Below are 23,209 nucleotides of genomic sequence, written 5' to 3'. Positions count from 1 at the left end.
TTGTACACACTAATCGTACATGAAAGATAGGGAGGATGTTGGGCATGGCATGTCGTGACAATGAAGAGCTTCAGCGATTTGTAGAAGAAGCAAAAAAAGTGGCCAAAGATGGCAAAGTAGCATCCTATATTCCCGCTCTCGCCAAAGCGGATCAGACGGATTTATCTGTGGCTGTGTACCATGTGAGTAATACTTGCCACTCGGCAGGAGATGTAGATAAACGCTTTACCCTGCAAAGTATTTCTAAAGTATTAGCTCTTGCGCTCGTGCTTTCAGAAGAAGGGCCAAAAAAAGTCTTTCAATTTGTTGGACAAGAGCCTACAGGTGACCCATTTAATTCAATGATAAAGCTGGAAACAGCAAGTCCGAATAAGCCGCTGAATCCAATGATTAATGCAGGAGCGCTTGCAGTCACAAGCTTAATAAGAGGAGCCACTCCGCAAGATCAGCTGAACCGCCTGCTTGGCTTTATTAGAGAGCTCGCAAATGATAAAAGCATTACATACTGCAAAGAGACAGCCGCATCCGAATTTGAGACATCGATGATTAACCGGGCTATGTGCTATTATATGAAGCAATATCATATTATTAGAGGGAACGTAGAAGAGGTCATGGACGTGTATACGAAACAATGCGCCATCATGATGAACAGCTTAGATTTGGCGAAAATTGCTTGTGTTTTTTCATTAGATGGCAGACATCCAGAGACGGGCAAGCAAATTCTTTCAAAAGATGTCGCTAGAATTTGTAAAACCTTTATGGTGACGTGCGGCATGTATAATGCAAGCGGGGAATTTGCCATTAATATCGGCATACCTGCTAAAAGCGGTGTTTCAGGCGGAATTATGGGAGCGGCACCATATGATTTTGGAATCGGAATTTTCGGTCCTGCCCTGGATGAAAAAGGGAATAGTATTGCTGGGATTAAGCTGCTTGAGCTCATGAGTGAAAAATATGAGATGAGTATCTTTTAATGAGAAATGTCTTCTTTTTATTTTCACAAAGCGAACTGTACAAATCTGCTTGCAATTTTGGGCGTTTCGCTTTATGATAAATAGAAGAATTAGGTACTCGCCTGGGGAACGGAGGGATACTTTTGGCGTCAGAAATTTTAGTCGATCATCGGCAAAAAGCACTGGCTTTATTAAAATTGGATGCAGATAAAATTTTAAAATTGATCCAAGTGCAAATGGACAACTTAACGATGCCGCAATGTCCTCTTTATGAAGAGGTTTTAGATACTCAAATGTTCGGATTATCGAGAGAGATTGATTTTGCTGTCCGGCTTGGATTAGTTGATCAACATGAAGGCAAGAAACTACTCGATAAACTTGAGAGAGAGCTTTCCGCACTTCATGATGCGTTCACAAAAAAATAACGATTGAAAACTCAAACTTCCACAACATAAGTTTGAGTTTTTTTGTCCCCTATTTTCTTTTGATGGATTGACGGCAAACGGACTTGATTCTTTCATGAATGACGAACAATATAAAAGAGGTAAAACGGGATCAAACGGAGAAAATGTAGTAGAATAAGAACAGCTAAGAAGATATCAAGCAGTAGAAACAGACGTTAGGAAGAGGATTATATGTTAAAGAGAATGCTAAAATCGTATGACTACTCATTATTGTTCGCCATTATCTTAATCAGCGCATTTGGTTTGGTTATGGTGTATAGCTCAAGTATGATTACATCTGTTATCAGATACGATGCCGCGCCAGATAACTTTTTTAAGAAACAGCTCTTATTTATGATTGTTGGAGCAGTCATCTTGATCTTTACAGCATTAGTTCCATATCAGCTGTTTTCAAATAAGAAATTCCAGATTGGTATGCTGCTGATTTCAGTTTTTTCCCTCATCTATGTGTACTTTGGCGGTCATATTGCAGGGAACGCAAGAAGCTGGATCAAATTAGGCCCTTTTAGTCTTCAGCCAGCTGAATTTGTAAAGATTGTCGTCATCATCTATCTTGCTGCGGTGTATGCCAAAAAGCAGCATTATATTGATCATATTTTAAGAGGTGTCACGCCTCCAATCGTGATTGTCTCTATCCTGTGCGGATTTATCATTTTGCAGCCAGACTATGGGACAGCCTTTATCATTGGCATGATTGCCCTTGCGATGATTTTATGCTCAGGCTTTAGCGGCAAAACGCTTGCGAAGCTGCTGGCGCTATTTAGTGCAGTAATGGTCGTCGTGACCCCGTTTATTATTCTTTTTTGGGATAAAATTTTCACGCAAAATCGTCTCGGACGTTTTGAGAGTTTCCAAGATCCATTTAAAGATGCAGGGGCTACTGGGCATCAATTGATTAATTCATATTATGCGATTGGATCAGGCGGCTTTTTTGGACTCGGTCTAGGAGAAAGCGTTCAAAAGTACGGGTATCTTCCAGAACCGCACACAGACTTTATCATGGCAATTATCTCAGAAGAGCTTGGTTTTTTCGGCGTGTTTTTTGTTCTCGCTCTTCTTGGTTTCATCGTCGTGAAAGGTTTTTATATTGCGAGAAAGTGTGAAGATCCGTTTGGAAGTTTGCTTGCAATAGGAATTTCCTCCATGATTGCGATCCAAACTTGTATCAATTTAGGCGGTGTTTCAGGTCTTATTCCAATTACTGGGGTGACACTTCCGTTTATCAGCTACGGGGGATCGTCTATCATTTTACTTAGCATCTGTATGGGAATGCTGCTGAATATCAGCATGTTTACTGAATATAAAGAGCGTTACAAAAAGAAAAAATCAATGAGCAAACCATCAGTTGAAAAAAATGGATTGCAGAAAACTTTGAATCTTTAGAAAACAAAAGTGTACAGTTTTCATTTCTTCCTTTATTATAGAGTACATATAAAATTTTAAGGGATATGGAGGAGTGAGAATGTCACAGAGAACAATTCAAAAGGTTCTAGTTGCAAACAGAGGGGAAATCGCTATCAGAGTCTTCAGGGCCTGTACGGAGCTCAATTTACGTACAGTGGCCATTTATTCCAAAGAAGACTCGGGCTCTTATCATCGCTATAAAGCTGATGAAGCATATCTAGTTGGAGAAGGGAAGAAACCGATTGATGCCTACCTCGATATCGAGGGGATCATCGAAATTGCAAAACGAAATGACGTGGATGCGATTCATCCAGGCTACGGATTTTTATCCGAAAACATTCATTTTGCAAGACGATGCGAAGAGGAAGGCATTCAATTTATCGGTCCAACTTCTCAGCATTTAGATATGTTTGGAGATAAAGTAAAGGCGAGAGATGAAGCGAAAAAAGCTGGTATTCCAGTCATTCCAGGAAGTGACGGACCAGTTGATTCGGTCGAAGAAGTCGAAAAATTCGGTGAAGAATACGGTTACCCGTTTATTATTAAAGCTTCACTAGGCGGCGGCGGCCGGGGTATGCGGATTGTTAGATCAAAAGAAGAGCTGAAGGAAGCCTATGACCGTGCGAAGTCAGAGGCAAAAGCTGCTTTTGGAAATGACGAAGTATACGTTGAAAAGCTGATTGAAAATCCAAAACATATTGAAGTGCAGGTGATTGGAGACAATCACGGCAATATCATTCATTTATATGAGCGTGACTGCTCTGTCCAAAGGCGGCATCAAAAGGTCATTGAAGTGGCGCCAAGTGTGTCTCTAACAGATCAATTGCGTGAAGATATTTGCGAAGCGGCTGTCCAGCTGGCCCAGAATGTATCGTACATTAATGCAGGGACTGTAGAATTCCTAGTTGCAAATGGAGAGTTTTACTTCATTGAAGTCAATCCAAGGGTGCAGGTAGAACACACGATCACAGAAATGATCACAGGTGTCGATATCGTTCAAACTCAAATTCTTGTTGCAAAGGGGCATAACCTTCACAGCAAAGAAGTTGGTATTCCAAAGCAAGAAGATATCTTTACACACGGCTTTGCCATTCAATCAAGGGTCACAACAGAAGATCCTTTAAATGACTTTATGCCAGACACAGGAAAAATTATGGCCTACCGCTCAGGTGGGGGATTTGGTGTACGTCTTGATACAGGGAACAGCTTCCAAGGTGCGGTCATTACACCTTATTACGACTCACTATTGGTCAAGCTGTCTACATGGGCGCTCACGTTTGATCAAGCGGCTGCTAAAATGGTTCGAAATTTACAAGAATTCAGGATTCGCGGAATTAAAACTAACATCCCATTTCTTGAAAATGTGGCTAAGCATGAGAAGTTCCTAAAAGGGGAGTACGATACATCGTTTATCGACTCAACGCCAGAGCTATTTAATTTCCCTAAGCAAAAAGACCGCGGAACGAAGATGTTGACTTATATTGGTAACGTTACCATTAATGGGTTCCCGGGTATTGCGAAGAAAAAGAAGCCTCATTTTGACAAGCCAGACGTACCGAAGCTTCCTCTCAATCAAGAGATTCCGTCTGGGACAAAACAATTGTTAGATACGCATGGACCTGAGGGGCTTGCCAACTGGGTGAAAGAACAAAGTAGCGTCCTTTTAACTGACACAACCTTTAGGGATGCGCATCAGTCTCTGCTTGCGACACGCTTTAGAACACATGATTTAAAGAAAGTTGCCCAGCCGACAGCAGGTTTATGGCCAGAGCTGTTTAGTATGGAAATGTGGGGCGGGGCTACATTTGATGTTGCGTACCGTTTCTTAAAAGAAGATCCTTGGGAACGATTGAAAGAGCTTCGTCAAGAAGTGCCAAACACGCTGTTCCAAATGCTATTAAGATCATCAAACGCTGTCGGATATACAAACTATCCAGATAATGTGATCAAAGCATTTGTAAAAGAATCAGCCGAGGCAGGCATTGATGTGTTCCGTATTTTCGACAGCTTAAACTGGGTCAAAGGCATGACGCTTGCCATTGATTCTGTTCGGGAATCAGGCAAAGTGGCAGAGGCGGCGATTTGTTATACGGGGGATATTCTTGATCCATCTCGTCCAAAATATGATCTTGGGTACTATTTATCTCTTGCAAAAGAGCTTGAATCTGCCGGCGCACATATTTTAGGTATTAAAGATATGGCGGGGCTATTAAAACCGCAGGCAGCCTACGAGCTAGTCTCTGCTTTAAAAGATGAGCTTACGATCCCTATCCATCTTCATACGCATGACACGAGTGGAAATGGACTGTTCACCTATGCAAGAGCGATTGATGCAGGTGTTGATATTGTGGATGTTGCCGTCAGCTCTATGGCAGGACTCACATCGCAGCCAAGTGCAAGCTCACTTTATTATGCTTTAGATGGACATGAAAGAAAGCCAGACATGAATGTCCAATCTGTCGAACGCCTTTCTCAATACTGGGATTCCGTCAGAAAATACTATCATGAATTTGAAAGCGGCATGAATTCGCCTCATACAGAAATTTATGAGCATGAAATGCCCGGCGGTCAATATAGTAACTTGCAGCAGCAGGCGAAAGGTGTCGGTCTTGGCGAGCGCTGGAATGAAGTAAAGGAAATGTACAGACGTGTGAATGACATGTTTGGTGATATTGTAAAGGTAACACCATCCTCTAAAGTAGTTGGAGATATGGCACTTTATATGGTGCAAAATGATCTAACAGAAGAAGATGTTTATGAAAAAGGCGCAACACTAGACTTCCCGGATTCTGTTGTGGAATTATTTAAAGGCTATTTAGGCCAGCCGCATGGCGGATTCCCAGAAAAGCTGCAAAAACTGATTTTAAAAGGGGAAGAGCCTCTTACTGTCAGACCTGGTGAGAAGCTGAAGCCAGTGGACTTTGAAGACATTAAGAAGCAGTTCAAAGAATCTCATGACCTGACGTTAACAGAGCAAGACGCAATTGCGTATGCCTTATATCCGAAAGTCTTTTCTGAATTTGTCCAAACAGCAGAAAGCTATGGTGACATCTCTGTTCTTGATACACCAACGTTCTTCTACGGGATGAGGCTTGGAGAAGAGATTGAGGTAGAAATCGAAAAAGGAAAAACTCTGATTGTCAAACTCGTATCAATTGGTGAACCGAATCCAGATGCCACAAGAGTTCTTTACTTTGAGTTAAATGGCCAGCCGCGTGAAGTAGTGATTAAGGATGAAAGCATCAAATCCTCTGTTCAAGAAAAAATGAAGGCGGACCGCTCGAATCCAAATCACATCGCCGCATCAATGCCAGGCACTGTCATTAAAGTACTCGTGGAAAAAGGGCAGAAAATTTCTCAAGGTGAGCATTTGATGATCAATGAAGCCATGAAAATGGAAACGACTGTACAAGCTCCATTTTCTGCGGTCGTAGATGAAATACATGTGACAAATGGAGAACCGATTCAAACCGGTGATCTATTAATTGTATTAAAGCCTGAATAAGAAGTGAGACACATCCATCGTGATGTGTCTTTTCTTTGAGCGCATTAAAATGTGCAGCAGCCAGTGAGAGTGATTACACTATAGAGTGAGGTGAAGAAGGTTGGACAACATTGTTGTGATTTGGTTTCGCCGGGATATGCGATTAGATGATCATATCGCCTTATCAAAAGCGATCACATATGCAAAAAAACACGAGTACAAATTATTTGCTCTTTATCATCTAGATCCATTTTTTACTGAAATGGACCTCGATTTAAACAACGAACATTTTTTTCAAAACTTGGCGCATTTCGTCAAGGAAGCAAGAGAATCTCAAATGTATATTCACCTTCTCTATGGAGATGTTTTGCGTGCCTTTCAGCAAGTTATTGATGTATATGACATCAAAGCTGTCTTTTTTAATGAAGTTCAAGTGGGAATCGGTCAAAAGCGTGACCATCATGTAACCGATTTTTTAGAAAAGAAGGGCATTCATGTGTCAAAATGGCAAGATACACACCTTCACGGGGCGCAAGATATTTTAAAAGCGGATGGCACTCATTATCAAGTGTTTACTCCATACTATCAATCATGGCGAAAGCAAGAGAAGCAGCCTGTGATAAAAGTTGACAAATCATTTCTTAGCAGCGCTCATACGATCTGTGATGACTCACTTTCACACAAAGGGAATGACAAACTGCGCAGCATAATCATGAGATGTTCAAGGAAATTTGATCAAATCGGCTCACGCAAAGCGATGAACACGCTGCATGATTTTATCCAAAAAAGACTAACACGTTACCATGAAAAACGAGATATGCCATCTGTTTTTGGAACGAGTAAGCTGTCACGTTTCTTGAAAACAGGGGCCATCTCAATTCGAACGATCTTTCATGCGGTACATGAGGAAGCACTGTTTGAAGACGAGGGCAGAGAAACCTTTATCAAAGAGCTGGCGTGGCGAGATTTTTACCATATGATTTATGCTCATTATCCAGAGATGAAAGAAAAAGAAATCAATTCGGCGTTTCAAGGGATGAAATGGAATGAAGATGAGACGCTGTTTGAAGCATGGTGTAAAGGTGAAACAGGCTTTCCCCTCGTTGATGCAGGGATGAGACAGTTAAATGAGGAAGGCTGGATGCATAATCGTTTAAGGATGGTCACCGCCTCATTTTTAACAAAGGATTATTTGATTGATTGGAGAAAGGGAGAAGCGTATTTTGCAAAAAAGCTTGTGGATTATGATGAGGCTTCGAATATCGGAGGATTTCAGTGGGCAGCTTCTGTTGGGACAGATGCCGTGCCGTACTTCCGTATTTTTAACCCAACGACCCAGTCGAAGCGGTTTGATCCAAGCGGGGAATATATTAGAAAATATGTACCAGAGCTAGAGCATGTTGATGAAAAATGGATTCATGAACCAAGTAAAATGCCGACCGATGAACAACTGAAATCGAGCTGTGTACTAGGGGATACATACCCGCTGCCAACAGTTGATCACAAGGAAAGACGCAAAAAGGCCATTTCACTATTCGAAGAAGCAAAACAACAATAAAAAATCCCCCTCTTCACATGATAGGGGGATACAATTCTTATCTAAATGGCTCTTTGCTTTCATATTTAAACCGGGCAATGAGTAAGCAGAAGTAGCATAGTACCCCAAACAAACAAGAAATAAAGAATGAATGAGCCAGCGCATAACCAAGTGCAAGATGAGAATAAACAGACATCACACCTGAAATGGCTTGAAGTGTAATCAGAATGGCTGAGATAATCCACCCATAATAAAGCTGCTTCTGTTCTTTATAATGTTTCATGGCATGGAACATTGCGACAAATATCCAGACGAATAAAAGAAGTGCTGCTGCTCGGTGAGACATTTGAACCCACTGATTAAAATACGTTGGAAGTGCACCGTCTTTTGAACAAAACGGGAACACAGAGCAAGCAAGACTTGACTTTGTATGTCTCACATAAGCACCCGTATATACCACGATATACGTATACGTGATCACTCCATAAATATGGAACTGCATTTTTTTGCCGATATGAAGCGGCTTCACAAGCTTTGTTTCAGATCTGGTTGCTTCAAAGACAAGAAGGGCAAGCAGTAATACTGAAGCAAATGAAATGAGTGAAATACCGAAGTGCAGTGCCATTATAAGTGCGTTAGAGCCAAATACGACGGCAAGAGCTCCTAACAGCGCTTGAAGCATTAAGAATATAATGGACATGATGACCAAGAATTTGGTTTCACGGAATACTGGACTAATTTTTTTCCAGCATAAGACCGCCAGTGCCAGAACAAGAATGGTGGAAACCCCTGTTGACATGCGGTGACTCCATTCGATGATGGAAGCGGGGTTCATTTCAGGAAAGAAACGACCGTGGCAAAGGGGCCACTGTCTACCGCAGCCAAGACCCGAACCGGTTTTCGTCACAAGCGCACCGCCAATCAGTACGATCAGCATCACAAACGTTGTGATCACGCTCAATAGCCTTAAAGCAAATTTCATCAAATTATTTCACCTTCTCTAAAAAACTTCTGATGTAAATGAAAACCTCACATGCTCTCAAGTTTAAGCCAAATGCGTGTTCTGTTGCAATTCATAATGACCAAAGTTCACAAAAAAATGATATGTTAGTTCACAAAGTTTACAGATTTAGAGTGCTTGATCTTTCTTTGACAGTCTGATAGAAATAGAGGAGAGAATATTTCATTTTGCACCGCCTTCTGAAACACACATATATCCTAATAAATTCACGAAAAGTTCACAAATAACTTCAAGTTTGTCGTTTATTATTTAATAGGATGTTTTTTTACAGCTGTTTATCTTGTATGATAGAGTTGTAATGATTTTACGTGTCATTCGTTCGTTTGAAGGTTTGGGCAAGGGAGGTTATACACATTGGCAAATTCCAAAACAGCCGCGGAAGCAGCTATTCATGGACAAATAGAAGAAACAACAGCTTGGAAAGATTTTCTTGCTCTTATTAAAATGGGCATCGTCAATTCCAATTTCATTACGACATTTACTGGAATGTGGCTTGCTTTTTATTTTACAGATATGAGTTTTCTTGGAAATCTTGATATTGTGCTGTTAACAATGATTGGTTCTTCTCTTATTATTGCCGGTTCATGCGCAATTAATAATGCGTTTGACCGTGATATTGATATATTAATGGAAAGAACAAAAACAAGACCGACGGTTACAGGTAAAATTCAGCCGGGGCAAGCGTATGCATTTGGCATTCTGCTTGTTGTATTAGGACTCATTATGCTTCTGATGACAACCATTACATCAGCAGTGATTGGATTTATTGGAGTCTTTACTTATGCGGTTCTTTACACCATGTGGTCTAAACGCCATTACACCATCAATACAGTTATCGGAAGTGTATCTGGCGCGGTTCCGCCATTAATCGGCTGGACAGCTGTCACAGGTACAATCGACACAACGGCTTGGGTTTTGTTTATGATTATGTTCATTTGGCAAATCCCGCACTTCCTGTCACTTGCGATTAAGAAAACGGAAGATTACCGTAAGGCGGGCATTCCAATGCTGCCAGTTGTTTACGGCTTTGAAGTCACAAAACGCCAGATCATCATTTGGACAGCATGTCTTCTTCCGCTTCCATTTTTCTTAGGTGGATTAGGATGGCCGATTGTCGCACTTGGTACATTGCTTAATATTGGATGGCTTGTTATTGGCCTTATGGGCTTTAAAATGAAAGACATCATGAAGTGGTCAACGCTCATGTTCGTTTATTCATTAAACTACTTAACCATCTTTTTCGTAGCGATGATTATTATTACACTATTCTAGAGTGAAATACACTTTGATCACATCAAAACAATGGCTATATCTTATAACACAACATTTTCTAACAACTATGAAAGCCGCCTGATATTCAGTTCTATTTAGGCGGCTTTCTGTTTATACATAGATGGTATTTTGAGTAAAAACATCATTTTTTTATGAAAAGAGGAAATGTAAGTGCTTTTATAAGAGGCGGGGGTTATGCATGGGTGAGAAGTGATTTTATAAAATAAGAGGTAAAAAGCGAAAGGCAAAGGAGATCAAGCAAAAGGGGTTGGGACAAATTATGATAAGAAAATGGCGTGTTTATTCACTGTTTCTCTTACTGACGCTCGTTTTGGCGGGCTGTGGTGAACCATACTTATCAACACTCAAGCCTGTTGGGGAAGTAGCAGATAAACAGTTTTTCCTAACGGTACTGAGTACACTCATTATGGTTCTTGTCGTCATTGTTGTATCGATCATTTTCTTTTACGTCATCATTAAATTCAAACGTTCTAAAGTGGGAGAAGATACGATTCCAAAGCAGGTGGAAGGGAACCGCAACCTGGAAATCACATGGACAGCGATTCCGATTCTTCTACTCATTATTCTCGTTGTACCTGTTGTGGCATACACGCTTGAACTAGGGGATACAAGCGCTATGGATAAGAAAAAACGAGATCCTGAAAAGACACTTGTTGTCAATGTAAGAGCCAGCTTATATTGGTGGGAATTTGAATACCCTGATTATGGGATTGTCACAAGTCAGGAATTGATCGTACCAACAGATCAGAAGGTATATTTTAAGCTGAAAGCGTCCGATGTCAAACACTCATTCTGGATTCCATCGGCTGGCGGTAAAATTGATACAAACACAGATAATGAGAACAAATTTTATTTAACCTTTGACTCGAAACGAACGAAAGATGCAGGGGAATATTTCTACGGGAAATGTGCGGAGCTGTGCGGGCCGTCACATGCTTTAATGGACTTTAAAGTTAAAACGCTTTCTCAAGATGAGTTTTTAGGATGGACGAAAAAAATGGCTGATTACAAGAAGCCTGAATCCACAAAAGATCTCGCTTTAGAGGGTGAAAAGCTATTTAAAGAGAAAAACTGCTTAAGCTGTCACGCAGTAGAGCCTGGTGACGAACGGCCGGAAGCAGCAAGGACTGCACCAAACCTTGCGACCTTCGGAGAGCGGACGAAAGTAGCTGGAATTAAAGACATGAACAAAGAAAATGTGAAAGCATGGCTGAAAGATCCAGAAAGCTTTAAACCAGGTAATAAGATGACAGGAACGTACCCTAAATTAAATGACTCAGAGGCAGATGCACTTTACGAGTATTTAAAAGGTCTTAAAATCGAGTAACAACTAGAGCAGATATTCAAGAGGGTATGTGATCGATGTGAAGTTTTTGTTAAGAGCTCCCGAATATGTCTCTACAACCGAGAAGTCGTCATCTGTCAGACATAGTCTGCTTAAAGGATCGTGAAGAAAGACATCTATATGAAAAGGGGCAAATGGGAGATAAGAGGGGGATTTCATGGTGAGTACAATAGCTAAAAAGCGGGGGTTTGGTGCTGTCTTATGGGATTACTTGACAACGGTTGACCACAAAAAAATTGCCATATTATATTTAGTGGCAGGGGGATTTTTCTTTTTGGTTGGCGGCCTAGAAGCGATGTTTATCCGTATTCAGCTAGCCATCCCTGAAAATGATTTTGTCAGTGCAGGGGTTTACAATGAAATCATGACGATGCATGGAACGACAATGATTTTCCTTGCAGCTATGCCGCTGTTATTTGCATTAATGAATGCGGTAGTACCAATTCAAATTGGTGCACGTGACGTAGCATTTCCGTTTGTGAATTCACTTGGTTTTTGGTTATTCTTTTTCGGAGGAATTTTCTTAAACCTTGGATGGTTTATGGGCGGAGCACCTGATGCAGGCTGGACTGCATACGCTTCGCTCACGCTGAATTCAGAAGGTCATGGAATGGATTTCTACATTTTAGGTTTACAGATCGCGGGTATTGGTACGCTGATTGCAGGAATTAACTTTCTTGCAACGATTATTAATATGAGAGCGCCTGGTATGACGTATATGAGAATGCCGCTCTTTACTTGGACGACATTTGTCGCCTCCGCACTTATTTTATTCGCATTCCCTCCGCTGACAGCAGGGCTTGCGATGCTGATGCTTGATAGAATGTTTGACACGAGCTTTTTCAATCCAGAGCTTGGAGGAAATACAATCATCTGGGAGCATTTGTTCTGGATTTTCGGACACCCGGAAGTATATATCTTGATCCTGCCGGCATTCGGAATCTTCTCAGAGATCATTCCAGTGTTTGCAAGAAAAAGATTGTTTGGTTACTCGTCCATGGTGTTTGCTACTGTATTGATTGGTTTCCTTGGATTCATGGTGTGGGCGCATCACATGTTCACAACGGGGCTCGGACCTATCGCCAATGCGATCTTTGCTGTAGCGACCATGGCAATAGCAGTGCCAACAGGAATTAAAGTATTCAACTGGCTGCTCACGATATGGGGCGGTAATGTGAAGTTTACAACGCCGATGCTTTATTCTGTTGCCTTTATTCCGTCGTTCTTACTTGGCGGGGTAACTGGGGTCATGCTTGCGGCAGCTGCAGCAGATTATCAGTTCCATGATACGTATTTTGTTGTGGCGCATTTCCATTACGTCATTATCGGCGGGGTTGTATTCGGTATTCTAGCAGGTGTGCATTACTGGTGGCCGAAGATGTTTGGAAAAATACTGAATGAGAAGCTTGGAAAAATTGGCTTTGTGCTGTTTTTCATCGGTTTCCATTTAACTTTCTTTATCCAGCATTTTCTCGGTTTATGGGGCATGCCGCGCCGGGTCTTTACGTTCCTGCCAGGTCAGGGTCTCGAGCTTGGGAACTTAGTCAGTACGATTGGGGCACTGTTTATGTTTGTAGCTGTTGTGATCATGCTGATTAACATCATCTGGACAACAGCAAAAGGAGAGCGGGTATCGAGCGATCCTTGGGGAGATGGAAGAACACTTGAATGGGCAGTTTCTTCGCCTCCGCCAGAATACAACTTTAAACAGCTCCCGCTTGTGAGAGGACTAGATCCATTATGGATTGAAAAAATGGATGGTAAAAAAGGAATGACAGCATCTGAACCGCTCGATGATATTCACATGCCGAATAACTCCATTTTGCCTGTCATTATCTCATTCGGTCTATTTGTGTCAGCGTTTGGTTTCATGTATCGTCAAGAGCACAGCTGGGGGCTTCCGGTGATCTTCATTGGTCTTGGTATTACGTTTGCGACCATGCTGGTTAGGTCTTTGAAAGATGATCATGGATACCATATTCACAAAGAAGATTTGACTGACGACGATGATAAAGGGGTGAAAGCATAATGGAACCACAAAAAATGACGGCGGAAACCTTTCCGGCTTCTCCCGAGAAGGCCACGTTAGAAGGGAAGAATAAGTTTGTCGGGTTCTGGCTGTTTCTTGGAGGAGAAACCGTTCTGTTTGCATCGCTTTTTGCCACTTATTTGGCGCTGAAAAACTCAAATGCAGGCGGAGCAAAAACAACTGATATGTTTGACCTCACACTTGTCTTTATTGCCACAATGCTTCTATTAACGAGCAGTTTAACGAGTGTGTATGCCATGTATCATATGAAAAACTTTGCCTTTAAAAAGATGCAGCTTTGGCTTGGTATCACGGTCCTTTTAGGTGCTGGATTTTTAGGGGTTGAGATTTATGAGTTTTATCACTATGTGCATGCGTATGAATTTACGATTACCAGCTCTGCTCTTGGTTCTTCCTTCTATACACTTGTAGGAACTCACGGAGCGCACGTCGCCTTCGGACTTTGCTGGATTACCGCTCTTATGATTCGAAATATGAGACGCGGACTCGATTTATACAATGCGCCGAAATATTATGTGGCAAGTCTCTATTGGCACTTCATTGATGTTGTGTGGGTCTTCATCTTTACCGTTGTATATTTAATGGGAATGGTGGGATAAGAATGGGAAATAAAAACACAAATCAGTCCAAAGTCGACCTTGTATATCGTAAAAAGAAAAATGCCGAAGAAATGAAGCATCAGCTCATTTCTTTCGGCTTGATGATTGGATTAACATTTGTTGCGTTTTTAACGATCGCCTCAGAAGACGTTGGGAATTGGTTCGCAGTACCATTTATTTTACTGCTTGCAGGCATTCAGGTGGCTTTTCAGCTTTATTATTTTATGCACATGAACCAAAAAGGGCATGAAACACCCGCCTTGTTTCTATACTCAGGTATGTTTGTTGCTTTTATTACCGTATTAGCCTTTTTGACCATTATATGGTGGTAAACCCGCTTTGCCCTTGAAGGAGGCGCAGCAATGGAGAACTTAGAAATTTTCGGATTTCGGGCTTTATGGAGCCCTTATTATTTGACTTGTATTGTGATAGCAGCTGCTCTTTATTTGCTTCTTGTGACAAAGGGAAAGCACCGTGCGACGGTGAAAGAGAAAACGTTATTTCTGACGGGGCTTGTTCTGTTATATGCTGTGAAAGGAAGCCCAATTGATTTAATGGGGCATATTATGTTTAGTGCACATATGGCGCAAATGGCGGTGCTGTACTTAGTCATCCCGCCTCTCCTTATTACAGGATTGCCTCCAGCTATTTGGGAGCGGATCATTCAAACACCAGGTATTCAAGCTGTTTTCCGTTTGTTTTCCAAACCTTTAATTGCACTGCTTGGGTTTAACGGCTTGTTTTCGCTGTATCACATTCCGCTTGTGTTTGATTTTGTGAAAACAGATCCGTTTTACCACGCAGTGATGACGGTGGTTATTTTTATCGCTGCCTTTTTCATGTGGTGGCCGCTTGTCCATAAAGTTCAAAGTCAGCCGCAGATCACAGGCATTTTGAAGCTTGGATATATCATGGCAGACGGGATATTGATGACACCGGCCTGTGCACTCATCATGTTTAGTGAAGCACCGATCTATGCAACCTATTCAGATGCCGGCGCATGGATACAAGCACTGCATTTATGTGTGCCAAGTGATATGCTTGCAGGCCTTGCCCTCACTGGCCCTGATATGTTCCACACCTTGCCGCTGCTAGAGGACCAGCAGCTAGGTGCGATTTTGATGAAAATTATTCAGGAGATTGTGTACGGCTCTATTCTTGCTGTTGTCTTCTTTGACTGGGCAAGAAAAGAAAGAGCAAAAGATGCCGTACCAGATGCGCTTATTCCGAAATATGAATAAAAAAAGCACAGCCATCTGGCTGTGCTTTAATCTTAGAAAAAGGGCTAAAATTAAGATCATTTTAGCCCTTTGTTTTATGCTTCAGCCGTCATGGCTTCTAGTTTTTCCTTCAGCTGTGCAAGTGTTTTTTTGCTTGATTGGATGAGAGACTTAGGGAATTCTTCGCCTTCGCCGTATTCAACGCCATGTGGATAGTAGTGTTTTCCAAGTAACGGTGTTAGAAGCTGAATGTGTGCTTTTTTGGAACCGACATCTCCTTCAGTGGCGTAGCCGGAAATCCGTAAATAAAAGGTTCCCTCTACCATGCTGTACTTTCTGTCGTATGTCACACGCTCATAATCCCATTGATCGGCTCGTACAAATCCTTCACTTTCCATAATGAAATCTAATTTATTTAAGTCAGCTGATACCTTTTCAATCCCCGTACCTTCAAACTTCACCCAAAACCCCTCCTTATAAAATTTCCCTTTACTGACAATCATAGTATGAAAGCGTTAAACTTTCAACTGTGAAAGGTATGTTCTTTTATAAGCTGGTTACAGTAATAAAGAAAATAACGGATGGAGGAATCAACGTGAAAACGAAAAAAATCAAAGATATTATGACCAAAAAAGTAGTGACATGTAATCAAGATGACAATACGTATGAAGCAGCAGTCAAAATGAGAGATGCTGATATTGGTGCCATTCCAGTGGTTGATGGAGATCAGCTCGTAGGAATAGTGACAGACCGTGACCTTGTGCTTAGAGGCATTGCAGAAAAAAAGCCAAACTCACAGGAAGTGGGCTCACTGATGACAAAAGAAGTATTAACAGCTGAAGAAGATGCAACACTTGAAGAAATTGTCCGGCTCATGTCAGAGCATCAGCTCCGCCGCATTCCTGTTGTAAAAAACGGCGCATTAACAGGGATTGTCGCTCTTGGAGATTTATCAGTCGAAGATTTATCAAATGATCGCGCGGGAGAGGCACTGACAGAAATCTCTCAACAGGATCAAGATCATGGACAAGGATTTCTTCATTAAGAGGGGCATATTTTAAATTCGTGTTAAATAGGCTGTATTGTCGTTGATAAATGGAGCAAGTTTTGTTTAAATGACAGTAGAAGGTACTTTTTGTACCTTGCCAATTTAACGGAGGTGTTTATTTGAAAACTGTGCTCAAAACACTCCTCATCCTCCTGATTATATCTGGAACGTACGTTCTGTTTATTCAATATGGATCTTCACCAGAAAAAGAAAACAGCAATGAACCGAAGGTGTCTAATGAAGAAACATCTAGCGATAAGCCGATCAACATCCCAAAAAAAGGGCTCATGTCCTTTATGGGGAAATCTTCAAACGAAGTGCTTAAACAGCTGGGAGAACCAGATCGAATTGATCCTTCCGCATATGATTATGACTGGTGGATTTACAACCAATCGAAGAAGCACTATATTCAAGTAGGGGTAAAGGATAGTAAAGTGGTGACCTTGTTTGCTACAGGAGACGGTCTGAATGTAGAACCGTTTAAAATCGGTCAAGCCACGAGTGAAGTATTTAAGAAAACACAAATTGCACCTTACATTCATGTGGAGGATGAACAAAATTCATACCGCTTTGAATTCTCAGAAGATGATATGAATACAAGACCCACTGTAAAAGTGGGAGATGATGTGTATGTTCAGCTTTACATGGATAAGTTTGAAAGCACCCTTTCAAGTATCAGGGCCTTCAACGCAGATACATTTGTGAAACAAAAGCCGTATGAGGTGGTCTACCGAGGTCAATTGGTAGAACCTGAGGCGATATCAGGCGAAAAGTGGAAAGATATCGAAGCTTCCAGTCAAAAACAAATTTTTGATATGACCAATATTATCCGCCATAAGTACAACCTGCCGATCTTAAAGTGGGATGATGAAACCTCTGAAGTGGCCTTCATGCATAGTGAGGACATGAAAGAGAATCATTATTTCTCCCATGAATCTAAAAAATACGGTACGCTGAAAGACCGGTTAGAAAGAGGCGAGGTGGGCTTTCAGCTCGCAGGTGAAAACATTGCCTATAACTATGTCGATGGACCTGCAGCGGTAGAGGGCTGGCTCAATAGTGAAGGTCACAGGAAGGCGTTATTAAATAAAGATTACACGCATCTTGGCGTAGGGGTGAAAGAAAAATATTACACCCAAAATTTCATCAAGAAAACTTCTTAAACGAAAGCAGCTGCATGGTCGCAGCTGTTTTTTTTGATGGTTAAAAAGAGGCTCACCAAAACAGATGCTGGTGTATATAGTATAGTAGGCATTTGTATGGGGGGTGAGGATATGACAAACAAGCAAAAACAAACATCCATTGATGAATTTAAACAATTCGTCAGACGCCATCCGAAGTTAATTCAAGAAGTGCAAACGCAAGAAAAAAGCTGGCAAAGTGTATACGAGAATTGGGTCATGTTTGGTGAGGAAGATGAGATGTGGTCACCTTACCGGCAATCGAAATCTGAAGATGCGAAAGAAGAAAAAGCCTCTAAGCCAAGTGAAGCAGGAAAAGCAGATTTTATGTCTAAAATGGTTTCTGCTGTGAAAAAAATGGACGCTGATCAAATGAATGAACAGATTAACAAAATGAGCCAGTCTATTTCCTCTTTACAAAGCTTGCTCGGCCAATTTTCATCCAATGGTTCAAAGAAAGGTTCATCTGGAGGCAGTCAGCACCCATTCTCCTTCAGGAAAGATTAAGTGAAAGGGGATGCTTCTGGTGCGAAAAGAAGTACAGGAATTTGTCATGGCCGAAGAGGAGCGAATCAAATTCATAAGGCAGCGTCCTATCTGGTACAGACAGCTGACGCGACATCCTGAAAATCTAACGTCCTTTGAATTAGATAAAATGAACTTTTACGAAAAAACCATTCCTCATCGTGTGAGTCAGTTGAGCAATAGCGTCCAAATGGCTGAAATGATGATTCAAATGTTCCAAGCAATGCGCAATCAAAATGGAGCCGGTTGAGGCTTTTTTTGAGTTGATTAAGATGTCTATTTCCTGAGCATCCTATAAACGTAGATGAAAGGAGAATCAGATGATGAAATGGATGCTGTCAATAGGCGCATTGCTTTTTCTTGTCACCGGGTGTCAAAGTCAACATGGAGAAGAGCAAGTGATTAAGCAAGACCGAGCAGTACCAGTCATGCAGCAAGCCCAAAGCGAAATGAAGCAGCAAGGCTTTTTGAAATACAAAGTGCAAGGGTCGTCTGTCTATATAGAAAGTACACTTCAAGATTTTCATCTTCAGCCAGAGCGTCTGAAAAAGAACGAGAAGGCGGGATATTTTACAGTGTATGTAGACGGGAAACGTGCAGGGAATGAGTATACTGCGGCATTTGTGGTCAAGCATCTTTCAAAAGGAAAGCATAAAATGACTGTTGTGCTGAATTCCCGTCATCCAGAATATAAACAGAAAAGAGAAACATGGGATGTATTTGTCACGTAAAAGCATTTTCTGATCCATAGGTTTCGTGGTAAACTATGAATTGGAGGTGCAACATTTATGTATGCGACAATCGAATCTGTGGAGCTCCAAGAGGAAGCAAATCAATTGGCTGCCATGATTCTTCAGTCGGAGGAGGCTGAACATTACCGCAACTGCTTTAAGCGTCTCCAGCAAGACGAAGAAGCCCAACAAATTATTGCCCATTTTACAAAAGTAAAAGAGCAGTATGAGGATGTGCAGCGGTTCGGCAAATATCATCCGGACTATAGAACGATCTCAAAGGAAATGCGTGAGGTCAAAAGAAAGCTAGATCTTCACGATACAGTGGTTGATTTCAAAAAAGCAGAAACAGCGATTCAATCCATCTTAGATGAGATTAGTATTGAAATCGGTCAAGCTGTATCAGCATATATTAAAGTTCCAACAGGGAACCCATATTTTGATGGTCTATCATCATGCGGCGGTGGCTGTGGATCAGGTGGCAGCTGCGGCTGTAAAGTATCTTGACGAGACTTGAATGTCTCGTCTTTTACATAATGAATGAAAAGAATTGAAAAGCGGCAGGTGAAAAGATGGAAACCAAACGTCAAGGGATGGTCGTCTGGCTGCATTCGTTAAAGCAGTCAAAAGCGCTAAGAAAATTCGGAAATGTTCACTATATTTCAAGGAAAATGAAATATGCTGTGATCTATTGTGATATGGATGATCTTGAGCGCCATATGGCTAAACTCAGCTCGTTACCATTTGTGAAACGTGTTGAGCCTTCATATAAACCTTTTATTAAATTAGAGTACGAATCCAAATTGGACAAAGCAAAAGAGTATGATTATAAGGTGGGCTTTTAAAGACACAAAAAAATCCCCGCGGCATCACCCGCGGGGTCCTTCTATTCTTAATGATTCATTAAGGAGAAGGCAAAGGGAGAGGAGAAACCGGAGGAAGAACTTATGGGGAAACGTAAGTCTTCTCCGCGGTTGGCAACAGCACCACATCAGATGCTGTTATAAGTAGTATGACCCCGTATTTCTTGATCTATACATAGAAAATGAATGAATATCATTGCATTGTTCCTTGAGGAGTGATGTGGTAAGATAATGTTGAATTTTTTGTCATAAACAATGACGAATAGAAGCAAGTAGAAAAAGTGGTGGAAAAATGAGAGTCATCTCTGGAACGAGAAAAGGCCGCACACTTAAAGCGGTACCAGGTCAATCAACAAGACCGACGACAGATAAAGTAAAAGAATCAATATTTAATATGATCGGCCCGTATTTTGATGGCGGATGGGCTCTTGATTTATTTGCAGGAAGCGGTGGTTTAGGGATTGAAGCGCTTTCTAGAGGATTCGATCATTGCATATTCGTTGATCGAGATATGAAGGCGATTCAGACGATTAAAGGCAACCTGAATCAATTGTCGCTAATGGATCAAAGTGAAGTGTTTCGAAATGAAGCAAAGCGTGCACTTGCAGCTGTTGTGAAACGAGAGGAATCCTTTCAAGCCATTTTCCTTGATCCGCCCTATAAAGATCAACAGCTAAAAGCACTTCTTGAAATGATTGACGAGCACGCCTTGTTAACAGATGACGGCGTGATCGTGTGTGAGCATGATAGAGATGTGAAGCTGCCAGAAGAAGCAGGGCAGCTCCACATCACAAGACAGGAACTGTACGGATTGACTGGTATTACGATCTATAGAAAGCGGGGAAATTAGCATGGGGAACATAGCCGTTTGTCCGGGCAGCTTCGATCCAGTTACATTGGGGCATTTGGATATCATCAAAAGAGGTGCAAAGATTTTTGATGAAGTGTATGTATGTGTACTAAATAATTCATCTAAAAAACCGTTATTTACTGTTGAAGAACGGTGTGAGCTTATTCGCCAAGCAACAAAGGAGCTGCCAAATATCAAAGTTGAATCGTTTCACGGCCTGCTTGTTGATTATGCGAAGCAAAAAGAAGCCAAAGTCATTTTACGCGGACTAAGAGCTGTGACGGACTTTGAGTATGAGATGCAAGGCACCTCAATGAACAAAGTGTTAGACGATGAAATTGAAACGTTTTTTATGATGACCAACAATCAATATTCCTTCTTAAGCTCCAGCATCGTCAAAGAAGTAGCGAAATATCATGGGGCAGTCAACGATCTTGTACCAAAAGAGGTAGAAGCAGCGCTGAAGGAAAAATTTAATGGATGAGTGCACCCGGCACTCATCCATTTTTTAATTTCCGATAGTATAGCGCGATATACACTATCATACTGCAAAGTGTGATGAAGGGACCGGCTTTCACAAGCTGATTCCAAAGCACGCTGCTGAACATGACGACCTGCTGGCTTGCATCAAAGGCACCCGCTGGGAGAGCCATATCTGATCGAGAGACATAAAGAGGCTTGAATAATAAAAAGGCAAAAACAGCTGCATAAATTCCGTGAAGCAAACGGGCGAAGAAAAACGGTTTAAAGCGGATATCGGTTGCCGCTAAAATGCCGGCTACTTGGGCTTGAACAGAAAATCCGCTGAATCCTAAAATAAAGCTGACGACAATGGTTTTAGCGAGAAGGGTGACTTCTTGTGACCCCGTCATCTGGCTTCCTAATGTGATTTCAAATAAACCGGCAATCATGGCAAGGTCTAATTCTGGCGGAAGATGCATCGTTTGCAGCATATATCCGAGCCCGATAGATAAAAGGTCTGTCACATGGACAACTGACAACATTTTGCTAAACACAGAAAATAAGATAATAAAGCCGCCAATCATAAAGAGTGTTTGGACTGATGACATGACTGCATCACTTAAAATTTGGCCGAGCGGTCTTTTCTCTGCGAGTCTTGCTGTATGAAGAGCATTGAATGCCTCTTTAAACGGCGGGAATAAAAACTTCTTTCGGCTTCTTAGGTGTGCATCATGCCGCGCTTTATATGTCCGCATCGTCACACCAACAGCGAGATTCCCTAAATAATGAGCGCTGGCCAATACAATGCCTAAAGCTGGATGATGAAAAAAACCAACAGCCACTGCACCGAAAATAAACAATGGATTCGATGAATTTGTAAAGGAAACGAGACGCTCTGCTTCGATCCGCGTCAGCTGCCTTTCCTGCCTCAGTCTTGTCGTTAATTTCGCACCAGAAGGAAACCCTGAAGCCATTCCCATAGCCAGTACAAATCCCCCTACACCCGGCACCCGGAAGATGGGGCGCATAAATGGCTCTAATAATACCCCGACAAATCTGACAATCCCAAAACTAATTAATAGCTCGGACAAAATAAAAAAAGGAAGCAATGATGGAAATACAACCTCCCACCACATTGCAAGTCCATTTTTCGATGCTTGCAAAGAGGCTTGTGGGTGTGTAATCACAGTGGCTGTTAAGAAAATAAAAAAAGCAGCGATGAACAGAGTGTTCCATTTTTTCATGGAGATTTCGCCCCTTGCCGTATGATCTATTGGCGAGCTCGTGATTATAGAAAAAGAAACTAGCCGAGCCTGTCTTCTATTACTATACGAGCAGTAGGGGCATGTTTAGACCTATAGATTCGTATATATGCATAGAAAGAGGAGGGTGGATTTTCATGAAGCGACCGATCATCGGGCTTGCACTAGGCTCCGGGGGTGCGAGGGGAATGGCGCATATCGGGGTTTTGTCTAGTCTTGAGAAGCAAGGGATACAGGTAGATATGATCGCTGGAAGCAGTATTGGCGCACTTGTCGGGAGCTTTTATGCGGCAGGACAAGACGTAGAAAAAATGAAAAAACTTGCACTTGTCTTCAGAAGAAAGTATTATGCTGACTATACACTGCCAAAAATCGGTCTTTTAAAAGGAAATCGAATTTTGCAGCTGATTCACACGTTTACATATGGGAAAAAATTCGAAGAATTAAGAATGCCCCTTGCGGTGGTTGCCTGTGACCTCGAAACAGGGGAGAAGGTTGTGTTTAAAGAAGGGTCTGTCTCACAAGCAGTCAGAGCAAGCATCAGCATTCCAGGCGTGTTTGTTCCTCACGAAATGGGCGGCAGACAGCTAGTGGATGGAGCGGTTGTTGACCGCATTCCTGTGTCTGTTTTAAAAGAAATGGGCGCAGACCTTATTATCGCCTCTGATGTATCTAGGGTGAAAAAAACAGAAAAGGCGACGAGATTATCGGATGTGATTATGCAAAGTTTGGACATCCTTCAAAATGAATTGGTCCGTCACCAAACCATTCATGCAGATCTCATGATTCGGCCGAGGCTTGAAACATTTAGCTCCAGTTCATTCACTCAGGTTCAGGAGATGATTGAGGCTGGTGAGCTCGCCGCTGACCAATTAACAGGTAAACTGAAAGATGTCATTGATAAATGGGAGTGTTAA

At 41.7% G+C, this 23,209-nt stretch carries 24 protein-coding genes; 21 read left to right on the top strand and 3 right to left on the bottom strand.

Going from position 1 to position 23,209, the window contains the following annotated elements; genetic code table 11:
• The first annotated feature begins 44 nt into the window (after positions 1 to 44).
• The 5 genes from glsA to EV579_RS01990 all read left to right on the top strand — a co-directional run bounded on the left by glsA (position 45) and on the right by EV579_RS01990 (position 7,863).
• Positions 45 to 974 carry a glutaminase A gene (glsA, locus tag EV579_RS02010; protein ID WP_044334025.1) on the top strand — a complete coding sequence of 310 codons (930 nt, stop codon included), beginning with the start codon at positions 45 to 47 and terminating at the stop codon, positions 972 to 974.
• Positions 975 to 1,096: 122 nt separating this feature from the next.
• The gene (locus tag EV579_RS02005; protein ID WP_003212509.1) at positions 1,097 to 1,378 is read left to right on the top strand and encodes an Fpa/YlaN family protein; all 282 of its coding nucleotides are present in this window, start codon (positions 1,097 to 1,099) and stop codon (positions 1,376 to 1,378) included.
• 210 nt (positions 1,379 to 1,588) lie between these two features.
• On the top strand, positions 1,589 to 2,800 hold the full coding sequence (ftsW, locus tag EV579_RS02000) for a putative lipid II flippase FtsW (RefSeq protein ID WP_034621092.1): 1,212 nt from the start codon (positions 1,589 to 1,591) through the stop codon (positions 2,798 to 2,800).
• A gap of 79 nt (positions 2,801 to 2,879) precedes the next feature.
• Positions 2,880 to 6,326 carry a pyruvate carboxylase gene (pyc, locus tag EV579_RS01995; protein ID WP_133743856.1) on the top strand — a complete coding sequence of 1,149 codons (3,447 nt, stop codon included), beginning with the start codon at positions 2,880 to 2,882 and terminating at the stop codon, positions 6,324 to 6,326.
• Positions 6,327 to 6,426: 100 nt separating this feature from the next.
• Positions 6,427 to 7,863: a cryptochrome/photolyase family protein gene (locus EV579_RS01990; RefSeq protein WP_279586121.1), complete on the top strand. Its 1,437-nt coding sequence runs from the start codon at positions 6,427 to 6,429 to the stop codon at positions 7,861 to 7,863.
• 37 nt (positions 7,864 to 7,900) lie between these two features.
• Here the strand turns inward: EV579_RS01990 and EV579_RS01985 are convergent, their stop codons facing one another.
• Positions 7,901 to 8,824 (bottom strand): COX15/CtaA family protein, encoded by a 924-nt coding sequence (locus EV579_RS01985; RefSeq protein WP_024424776.1) that lies wholly within the window; start codon positions 8,822 to 8,824, stop codon positions 7,901 to 7,903.
• A gap of 393 nt (positions 8,825 to 9,217) precedes the next feature.
• Here EV579_RS01985 and cyoE point away from each other — a divergent pair, with 393 nt between their 5' ends.
• From cyoE to ctaG, 6 genes are all read left to right on the top strand, one after another.
• Positions 9,218 to 10,135: a heme o synthase gene (cyoE, locus tag EV579_RS01980; RefSeq protein WP_024424777.1), complete on the top strand. Its 918-nt coding sequence runs from the start codon at positions 9,218 to 9,220 to the stop codon at positions 10,133 to 10,135.
• Positions 10,136 to 10,415: 280 nt separating this feature from the next.
• Complete coding sequence (coxB, locus tag EV579_RS01975) at positions 10,416 to 11,483, top strand: cytochrome c oxidase subunit II (RefSeq protein WP_024424778.1); 1,068 nt, start codon at positions 10,416 to 10,418, stop codon at positions 11,481 to 11,483.
• Positions 11,484 to 11,658: 175 nt separating this feature from the next.
• Complete coding sequence (ctaD, locus tag EV579_RS01970) at positions 11,659 to 13,530, top strand: cytochrome c oxidase subunit I (RefSeq protein WP_024424779.1); 1,872 nt, start codon at positions 11,659 to 11,661, stop codon at positions 13,528 to 13,530.
• Positions 13,530 to 14,150 carry a cytochrome c oxidase subunit III gene (gene ctaE, locus EV579_RS01965; RefSeq protein WP_024424780.1) on the top strand — a complete coding sequence of 207 codons (621 nt, stop codon included), beginning with the start codon at positions 13,530 to 13,532 and terminating at the stop codon, positions 14,148 to 14,150. Before ctaD ends, ctaE begins: the two co-directional genes overlap by 1 nt.
• Positions 14,151 to 14,152: 2 nt before the next feature.
• On the top strand, positions 14,153 to 14,482 hold the full coding sequence (ctaF, locus tag EV579_RS01960; protein ID WP_024424781.1) for a cytochrome c oxidase subunit IVB: 330 nt from the start codon (positions 14,153 to 14,155) through the stop codon (positions 14,480 to 14,482).
• 30 nt (positions 14,483 to 14,512) lie between these two features.
• Positions 14,513 to 15,391: a cytochrome c oxidase assembly factor CtaG gene (ctaG, locus tag EV579_RS01955; protein WP_024424782.1), complete on the top strand. Its 879-nt coding sequence runs from the start codon at positions 14,513 to 14,515 to the stop codon at positions 15,389 to 15,391.
• Positions 15,392 to 15,465: 74 nt separating this feature from the next.
• Here the strand turns inward: ctaG and EV579_RS01950 are convergent, their stop codons facing one another.
• Positions 15,466 to 15,831 (bottom strand): YugN family protein, encoded by a 366-nt coding sequence (locus EV579_RS01950; protein WP_024424282.1) that lies wholly within the window; start codon positions 15,829 to 15,831, stop codon positions 15,466 to 15,468.
• A 161-nt stretch (positions 15,832 to 15,992) separates the two neighbouring features.
• On the opposite strand from EV579_RS01950, the gene EV579_RS01945 reads away from it, so the two are divergent.
• The 9 genes from EV579_RS01945 to coaD all read left to right on the top strand — a co-directional run bounded on the left by EV579_RS01945 (position 15,993) and on the right by coaD (position 21,052).
• A complete protein-coding gene (locus EV579_RS01945) occupies positions 15,993 to 16,415 on the top strand; it encodes a CBS domain-containing protein (RefSeq protein WP_029706548.1) in 423 nt (140 codons plus the stop codon).
• 122 nt (positions 16,416 to 16,537) lie between these two features.
• Positions 16,538 to 17,581 (top strand): CAP domain-containing protein, encoded by a 1,044-nt coding sequence (locus EV579_RS01940; protein WP_024424280.1) that lies wholly within the window; start codon positions 16,538 to 16,540, stop codon positions 17,579 to 17,581.
• Between the two features lie 111 nt (positions 17,582 to 17,692).
• Positions 17,693 to 18,106: a YlbD family protein gene (locus EV579_RS01935; RefSeq protein WP_024424279.1), complete on the top strand. Its 414-nt coding sequence runs from the start codon at positions 17,693 to 17,695 to the stop codon at positions 18,104 to 18,106.
• A gap of 19 nt (positions 18,107 to 18,125) precedes the next feature.
• Entirely contained in the window at positions 18,126 to 18,374 is a 249-nt protein-coding gene (locus EV579_RS01930) for a YlbE-like family protein (RefSeq protein WP_024424278.1), read from the top strand.
• 70 nt (positions 18,375 to 18,444) lie between these two features.
• Positions 18,445 to 18,855 carry a hypothetical protein gene (locus EV579_RS01925; RefSeq protein WP_243837374.1) on the top strand — a complete coding sequence of 137 codons (411 nt, stop codon included), beginning with the start codon at positions 18,445 to 18,447 and terminating at the stop codon, positions 18,853 to 18,855.
• A gap of 57 nt (positions 18,856 to 18,912) precedes the next feature.
• Positions 18,913 to 19,362, top strand: a complete 450-nt coding sequence (ricF, locus tag EV579_RS01920; RefSeq protein ID WP_007499807.1) for a regulatory iron-sulfur-containing complex subunit RicF — start codon at positions 18,913 to 18,915, stop codon at positions 19,360 to 19,362.
• Positions 19,363 to 19,427: 65 nt separating this feature from the next.
• The gene (locus EV579_RS01915) at positions 19,428 to 19,700 is read left to right on the top strand and encodes a YlbG family protein (RefSeq protein WP_024424276.1); all 273 of its coding nucleotides are present in this window, start codon (positions 19,428 to 19,430) and stop codon (positions 19,698 to 19,700) included.
• A gap of 310 nt (positions 19,701 to 20,010) precedes the next feature.
• A complete protein-coding gene (gene rsmD, locus EV579_RS01910; RefSeq protein WP_024424275.1) occupies positions 20,011 to 20,568 on the top strand; it encodes a 16S rRNA (guanine(966)-N(2))-methyltransferase RsmD in 558 nt (185 codons plus the stop codon).
• Between the two features lies 1 nt (position 20,569).
• On the top strand, positions 20,570 to 21,052 hold the full coding sequence (coaD, locus tag EV579_RS01905) for a pantetheine-phosphate adenylyltransferase (RefSeq protein WP_024424274.1): 483 nt from the start codon (positions 20,570 to 20,572) through the stop codon (positions 21,050 to 21,052).
• A 13-nt stretch (positions 21,053 to 21,065) separates the two neighbouring features.
• Here coaD and ylbJ read toward each other — a convergent pair whose 3' ends face one another.
• Positions 21,066 to 22,274 (bottom strand): sporulation integral membrane protein YlbJ, encoded by a 1,209-nt coding sequence (ylbJ, locus tag EV579_RS01900; protein WP_034623700.1) that lies wholly within the window; start codon positions 22,272 to 22,274, stop codon positions 21,066 to 21,068.
• A 155-nt stretch (positions 22,275 to 22,429) separates the two neighbouring features.
• On the opposite strand from ylbJ, the gene EV579_RS01895 reads away from it, so the two are divergent.
• Positions 22,430 to 23,209, top strand: coding sequence for a patatin-like phospholipase family protein (locus EV579_RS01895; RefSeq protein WP_048238859.1), 780 nt, complete (start codon positions 22,430 to 22,432; stop codon positions 23,207 to 23,209).

The organism is Bacillus sp. BK450, assembly GCF_004364885.1.
GTDB classification, from domain to species: domain Bacteria; phylum Bacillota; class Bacilli; order Bacillales; family Bacillaceae; genus Bacillus; species Bacillus safensis.
The sequence above is the reverse complement of the archived record's forward strand: the minus strand, read 5'-3'. Positions and strand labels throughout refer to the sequence as shown.

Excerpts from the sequence above, each read along its gene's own strand:
- ctaG (WP_024424782.1), top strand. The coding sequence starts at position 14,513 with ATGGAGAACTTAGAAATTTTCGGATTTCGGGCTTTATGGAGCCCTTAT.
- ctaF (WP_024424781.1), top strand. The coding sequence starts at position 14,153 with ATGGGAAATAAAAACACAAATCAGTCCAAAGTCGACCTTGTATATCGT.
- EV579_RS01945 (WP_029706548.1), top strand. The coding sequence starts at position 15,993 with ATGACCAAAAAAGTAGTGACATGTAATCAAGATGACAATACGTATGAA.
- ricF (WP_007499807.1), top strand. The coding sequence starts at position 18,913 with ATGTATGCGACAATCGAATCTGTGGAGCTCCAAGAGGAAGCAAATCAA.
- rsmD (WP_024424275.1), top strand. The coding sequence starts at position 20,011 with ATGAGAGTCATCTCTGGAACGAGAAAAGGCCGCACACTTAAAGCGGTA.
- EV579_RS01935 (WP_024424279.1), top strand. The coding sequence starts at position 17,693 with ATGACAAACAAGCAAAAACAAACATCCATTGATGAATTTAAACAATTC.
- ylbJ (WP_034623700.1), bottom strand. The coding sequence starts at position 22,274 with ATGAAAAAATGGAACACTCTGTTCATCGCTGCTTTTTTTATTTTCTTA.
- glsA (WP_044334025.1), top strand. The coding sequence starts at position 45 with ATGGCATGTCGTGACAATGAAGAGCTTCAGCGATTTGTAGAAGAAGCA.
- ctaE (WP_024424780.1), top strand. The coding sequence starts at position 13,530 with ATGGAACCACAAAAAATGACGGCGGAAACCTTTCCGGCTTCTCCCGAG.
- EV579_RS01985 (WP_024424776.1), bottom strand. The coding sequence starts at position 8,824 with ATGAAATTTGCTTTAAGGCTATTGAGCGTGATCACAACGTTTGTGATG.
- EV579_RS01915 (WP_024424276.1), top strand. The coding sequence starts at position 19,428 with ATGGAAACCAAACGTCAAGGGATGGTCGTCTGGCTGCATTCGTTAAAG.
- ctaD (WP_024424779.1), top strand. The coding sequence starts at position 11,659 with ATGGTGAGTACAATAGCTAAAAAGCGGGGGTTTGGTGCTGTCTTATGG.
- coaD (WP_024424274.1), top strand. The coding sequence starts at position 20,570 with ATGGGGAACATAGCCGTTTGTCCGGGCAGCTTCGATCCAGTTACATTG.
- EV579_RS01895 (WP_048238859.1), top strand. The coding sequence starts at position 22,430 with ATGAAGCGACCGATCATCGGGCTTGCACTAGGCTCCGGGGGTGCGAGG.
- pyc (WP_133743856.1), top strand. The coding sequence starts at position 2,880 with ATGTCACAGAGAACAATTCAAAAGGTTCTAGTTGCAAACAGAGGGGAA.
- EV579_RS01925 (WP_243837374.1), top strand. The coding sequence starts at position 18,445 with ATGATGAAATGGATGCTGTCAATAGGCGCATTGCTTTTTCTTGTCACC.
- coxB (WP_024424778.1), top strand. The coding sequence starts at position 10,416 with ATGATAAGAAAATGGCGTGTTTATTCACTGTTTCTCTTACTGACGCTC.
- ftsW (WP_034621092.1), top strand. The coding sequence starts at position 1,589 with ATGTTAAAGAGAATGCTAAAATCGTATGACTACTCATTATTGTTCGCC.